The sequence below is a fragment of the Stenotrophomonas sp. HMWF003 genome (assembly GCF_003061285.1).
GTDB classification, from domain to species: Bacteria; Pseudomonadota; Gammaproteobacteria; order Xanthomonadales; family Xanthomonadaceae; genus Stenotrophomonas; species Stenotrophomonas maltophilia_AP.
Window position 1 is genome coordinate 4,587 of record NZ_QAIW01000252.1, and the last position, 1,905, is coordinate 6,491.

Genomic DNA, 1,905 nt, shown 5'->3' on the forward strand with positions numbered 1-1,905 from the left:
GCGCCAACGTGAACAAGCCGATGGCAGTGGTCTACACCGAGCGCATCCCGACCGTGACCATGGTCGATGGCAAGGAAGTGCGCAGCTTCCGCGTCAAGGAAGAGGTCATCTCGGTGGCCAACATCAATGGCGTGTTCGGCAAGAACTTCCAGACCACCGGCCTGGAGAAGAAGGAAGCCGAAGACCTGGCCAAGCTGCTGAAGTCCGGCTCGCTCGCCGCGCCGATGGACTTCGTGGAAGAGCGCGTGGTCGGCCCGAGCCTGGGTGCCGAGAACGTGCAGAACGGCATCACCGCCGTGGTCTACGCGTTCCTGTTCACCCTGGTGTTCTTCAGCGTGTACTACCGCATGTTCGGCGTGATCACCTCGCTGGCCATGCTGTTCAACCTGCTGATCGTGGTGGCGGTAATGTCGATGTTCGGTGCCACCATGACCCTGCCGGGCTTTGCCGGCCTGGCGTTGTCGGTGGGCCTGTCGGTCGACGCCAACGTGCTGATCAACGAGCGTATCCGTGAAGAGCTGCGGGCCGGCATGCCGGGCAAGACCGCCATCGTGACCGGTTACGACCGCGCCAGCGGCACCATCCTCGACGCCAACCTGACCGGCCTGATCGTCGGCGTGGCCCTGTACGCATTCGGTACCGGTCCGCTGAAGGGCTTCGCGCTGACGATGATCATCGGTATTTTCGCCTCGATGTTCACTGCGATCACCGTATCGCGCGCCCTGGCGACGCTGATCTACGGCCGTCGCAAGAAGCTCCAGAACGTGGCCATCTGACGGGACGACTCGCACAATGAAACTGTTTCCGCTGCACATCCTCCCGAACGACACCAAGATCGACTTCATGCGCTGGCGTCATGCCGCCATGGTGGTCACCCTGCTGCTGTTCATCGGTTCGATCGCACTGATCGCCACCAAGGGCTTCAACTACGCGCTGGATTTCACCGGCGGCACCCTGATCGAGGCCCGTTTCGAGCGCAAGGTGGACGTCGAAGACGTCCGCGCCAAGCTCGAAGCCAACGGCTTCGAAGGTGCCCAGGTGCAGAGTTTCGGTGGCAACACCGACCTGCTGATCCGTCTGGCGCCGCAGGGCGAGCACGCACCGGGCACCGGCAATTCGGCCAGTGACCAGCGCACCGCTGCCGCGGTGGTCAAGGCGATCTCGCTGAGCGACAACCAGGCCACCATCCAGCGCAACGAGTTCGTTGGCCCGCAGGTTGGCAAGGACCTGGCGATGAACGGGCTGTACGCCACGCTGTTCATGCTGGTGGGCTTCCTGATCTACATCGCGTTCCGCTTCGAGTGGAAGTTCGCGATCACCGCCAGCATCGTGGCCCTGTTCGACCTGCTGGTGACGGTGGCCTACATCTCGGCCACCGGCCGCGAGTTCGACCTCACCGTGCTGGCCGGCCTGCTGTCGGTGATGGGCTTTGCCATCAACGACATCATCGTGGTGTTCGACCGCGTCCGCGAAAACTTCCGCAGCCTGCGCGTGGAGCCGCTGGAAGTGCTGAACCGGTCGATCAACCAGACGCTGTCGCGTACGGTGATCACCGCGGTGATGTTCTTCCTGTCGGCACTGGCGCTGTACATGTACGGCGGCACCTCGATGGAAGGCCTGGCCGAAACCCACATGGTGGGCGCGGTGATCGTGGTGCTGTCCTCGATCCTGGTGGCCGTGCCGATGCTGACCATCGGTGCCCTGCGCGTGACCAAGCAGGACCTGCTGCCCAAGGCCAAGGACATCGAGGCGCTCGAGCGTCGCCCGTAAGCCACCGGCTGCATGAAGCACCTGAAAAGCCGCGCCCTGCGCGGCTTTTCTTTGTCTTGAGCAAAGGGCAACAAGCGTCTTGGTTGCGTGCGAGGGAGGGTGCCGGGCAGCCCCGTGCAGGACACGCCGTAAACC

Annotated in this window: 2 protein-coding genes; both read left to right on the forward strand. The window is 63.4% G+C overall.

From position 1 onward, the window contains the following. On the forward strand, positions 1-776 hold a 776-nt coding region (gene secD / locus DBR34_RS22660; protein WP_258223813.1), incomplete at its 5' end, for a protein translocase subunit SecD. Between the two features lie 16 nt (positions 777-792). Beyond that, a complete protein-coding gene (gene secF / locus DBR34_RS10515; protein WP_038688893.1) occupies positions 793-1,770 on the forward strand; it encodes a protein translocase subunit SecF in 978 nt (325 codons plus the stop codon). Positions 1,771-1,905: the final 135 nt, after the last annotated feature.

Excerpts from the sequence above, each read along its gene's own strand:
- secF (WP_038688893.1), top strand. The coding sequence starts at position 793 with ATGAAACTGTTTCCGCTGCACATCCTCCCGAACGACACCAAGATCGAC.